Source organism: Silanimonas sp. (genome assembly GCF_027531545.1).
Lineage (GTDB): Bacteria > Pseudomonadota > Gammaproteobacteria > Xanthomonadales > Xanthomonadaceae > Silanimonas.
The window spans coordinates 1-3,524 of sequence record NZ_JAPZSC010000056.1; the positions used below are offsets into that span (position 1 = coordinate 1).

The 3,524-nt window shown below is 69.7% G+C and carries 3 protein-coding genes; all 3 read left to right on the top strand.

Going from position 1 to position 3,524, the window contains the following annotated elements; translation table 11 throughout:
- The first annotated feature begins 682 nt into the window (after positions 1-682).
- A complete protein-coding gene (locus O9280_RS16400; RefSeq protein WP_298345303.1) occupies positions 683-1,939 on the top strand; it encodes a hypothetical protein in 1,257 nt (418 codons plus the stop codon).
- Positions 1,939-2,766 (top strand): transglutaminase domain-containing protein, encoded by an 828-nt coding sequence (locus O9280_RS16405; RefSeq protein ID WP_298345306.1) that lies wholly within the window; start codon positions 1,939-1,941, stop codon positions 2,764-2,766. The genes O9280_RS16400 and O9280_RS16405 overlap by 1 nt, the downstream gene beginning before the upstream one ends.
- A 434-nt stretch (positions 2,767-3,200) precedes the next feature.
- The coding region (locus tag O9280_RS16410) for a DUF4147 domain-containing protein (protein ID WP_298345310.1) at positions 3,201-3,524 on the top strand (324 nt) is incomplete at its 3' end.

The window sequence follows — 3,524 nt, forward strand, 5'->3', positions numbered from 1 at the left end:
CGGAGTCTGTTCTCGACGAGACCCGCTCCGGTGCTTGAGCGGCAGGCGGTGCCCCTGGCCGGCGCTGTCATGGGGCGCCGAGCAGCGCAGGCTCGAGGGCGGCGCGCGCAGCGCGCTTCGTGGACTGACCCACGGCAACTGCTCGAGCGCAGTGAGCGAAGCGGACGCAGCGAGTTTTGCCGTGCGCCCTCGGGGCGAGCAGCGCAGGGGAGTCGGCCTGCAGGGCCGACCGCCCCATCCCAGCGCCGGCCAGGGGCACCGCCTGCCGCGATCGCGCGGTGCTTCGAGCGCGCTGGGCTTCGACCTGAGCCCGAACGGTGGGTGGGAACGGCCAGTGCGAGCCGGTCACCACGAACGACCGAGAAGGGCCGACACTGGTCGTCTGGCGGGCTCACGTCAGCTCCTGCCTCGCTGCAGAGCCGCTACCTGTACGGCGAAACAACCCACTCAGCATCATCTTCGGGAATCTCAAGCTGCCCCTCATTGCACCGAGCCGGGCCGGCGGGCTGTGCGTGCCTGTCGCGGCCTTCCGGCTGCGGCGTTGCGCTGACGGGTGCCGTTAGGGTCCAACCGATGGCCAATTCGGCCGGCATCACTTCAAAATGGTACGGCGTCAGGCGTATGTCCACGGCAAGGCCGAGATGGTCTGGCCGCGAGCGCTTGGCGCACAGGGAGCAAAGCTATGAACCACACAACTCTCGCGGGCACGCGCCCCGCCTTCCGCACTGCCGCTGGGGCGCTCTTGGCACTGGTGGCGGCAACCGCGCACCCCCAGGCTCAGGAGCAGCCCCAGTGGCTCACGGATGCCCTGGCCCGCGAGGCTAAGTTGCCGAAGTCCAAGACCGTGAGTAGCGTGGACGGCAGGCTGCAGGCAAGCGTGCCGGGCGAGGTGCAACACCAAGTCGAGCGGCAGTCCGATGCCTACAGCCTGATGATCCGGCTGGGCAAGGAACTCACGGTATCGTGCCAGGTGATGCAGGAGCCTCGCGATCTCGCCGCGTTGCTGGCTGAGACCGCAGAGATCTCGTTTGGCGAATTGCGAAAGACCAACGGCGAAATCGAAGCCCGGGCCGTGCAGTCCTCCGACGCCGGGGCGGTAGGCAAGCATCCGTTCCTGGCCCTACGCTGGCTTTACCGGGCCAGGGTCAAGGGCGAGGCCCGCGTTGGCGGACTCCAGCAGTTCGCGGCTGACCTGGGCAACGCCACCGTCTACTGCGCCAACGATGAGCTCGGCTACTCTAGAACGTTCGATGCCGTGGCGCGCGCGCTGAGCACCGGGTTGCGCCTCGACGGCAAGCCCGTGGAGCCGGGCTACTTCGGCGAGATCACCGTGATCAGCATCGACGGCCAGCGGGTCGGGGTGGCCAGCACCTCGTTCACGCGAGACGCCGACGGCGACACTCAGGTCAGCAACAAGTCCGCGTTGCTGCTGCAGCGCACGCCGGGGCAGCTGATCTACCAGGACGTGGTGGACATTCAGTGGGTGCGGCCCGACGGCAGCCTGATCAACGCCGTGCAGGTCAAGGCCGAACAGGGACGACTCACGGAAAACCTGCGCCTGAACCCCGACCAAGAGGGTCGCTGGAAGGCGGTGGGTACCCTCGCCGGCAAGGACGTCGAGTTCGAGATCCCGAAGGCCCCCAGCAGCTTCGTTGCTCTGGCCCTGGCGCGTCGGCAGCTGATGGCCGCCCCCAACCCGGTCGGCACCAGCACGGAAGCCAGCACCTGGAGTTCGCTCGACCTGAGCCGCCTGCTGTCCACACGCGCCACAGTGCTGGAGCCCGCGGGGCCGGCCGCCTTTGCGGTACGCGAGGAGCTCGGTGGTGTCACCATCGAGGCCGTGCTGGACCGCAGGACCGGCACCATAGCCCGTGCACGCATGCCGATCGGCCCACGCACCATGACGCTGGAGCGCATCCACCAGCACGGGGCCTTCTGATGGCCGTGCCCGCCCGCGGCGCGGGCTGGCGGGAGGCAGTCTGCGCCATCGCACTGCTTGCAGCCTTGATGAAGACGGCCGGGCCGCTGCGTGCAGAGCCGGCCGTGCCCTTGCTGTCGGACATACCGGTCGACGCCGGGGCCGTACCGGCGGCAGCGGGCGGCATCCTCCGATTGCGGGTGCAGGCAGCCGATGTGGCAGGGCTGGCAACGCTGCTCGGGATCGCGCCCGAGGCTGGGCCGCGATCAGGGCACATCGAGCTTCTTCTGCAGCCAGGCACACATGCCGCCAAGGGCGCCACTGGCGACGCGCTGGCGGCCAGCTTTGTCGTCGACCACAAGGATCCGGCCGTCGCGAACCTGGGCGCCCGGCTGCAGGCGAAACGCCTAGGCACCACGGTGCCGGTAGACGGCGCCGAGCTGGTGGCCTTCGTGGCCGGTGTCATGCGCGGCAGCTACAACGCCAACACCGACATCGCATCCGATGTGGCGCGCTCCCTTCAGGGGGACTGCAGCGAGTATGCCTTGCTCACAGCGGCCCTGGCGCGCGCGCACGGGCTGCCGGCCCGCCTCGTACAGGGCGCCGCGCTGCTCCAGAGCAATGGCCGCTGGATCGCCTACGGCCATGCTTGGGTGCAGACATTTGAGGCCGGTGGCTGGGTCGTGCGCGACAGTGCACTGGCTGCCTGGTCCGGGCCGGTCTACTACCTGCCCGCGCTGGTCCTTTCCAACGAAGGCCCGGGCTTCAAGCTCGAGGTTATGCAGAGCGCCTCTCGCATGCCCAGCCGCATCGAGATCCTGGCGCCGGCATCGCCGCCATCGCCCTAGCTGGTTTGCACCGGCGCGCCCCGGCAGGCACGGCCGGGGGCTCAGCGTCAGCCCAGGCGCGCCATTGAGAGCCTGCTCAGTCTGTTCTTCGGCTTGTGGCCGCTAAGCAGGCCGGTGTTCACCCTCCATTGCGCGCTGGACCTGGGTCGCGCTCGGGCAAAACGGGAGTGCCCTCGGGCTCGGCGGCTCAGCCCATGGCGACATGCAGCGGCCTGCGCAGCAACGCCATGCCCTTGTAGACCTCGTTGTCGCTGCTCGTCAGAGCAGGCATGAGCTGACAGCAAGGCCCAACGAACCCCAAGCGATGCGTCAGGGGCCGGCCGGATCACGCAAGACGACGCCGCAACCGCCAGTTCCAAGCCAAGCCACCCAGGTCGGTTTCGGCCGGCCATCCATTCGTCTGTCGGGCCTGCCACAGGCCGCTTGAATCCCCTATGCGCATCGCCAGCGGCCCCACGCTGCCCGACGCCAGCACCTGCGCCGACGCACTCGCCATCTGCGCCCGCTACGGCATTGCGCTGCCGCCGGCGGCGCGCGCGGGCCTGGACAGCGGCGCCTTCGAGACCCCGAAGCCCGGCAACCCGGCCTTCGCCCGCGACGTAGTGCAGGTGTTCGCTACGCCGCAGCAGAGCCTGGAGGCGGCCGCCGCGCTGGCGCGCTCGCACGGCCTGGCGGCGCACATCCTCTCCGACGAGATCGAGGGCGAGAGCCGCGTCGTGGGCCAGGTGCACGCGGCGCTGGCGCGGGCCGTGGCGCGG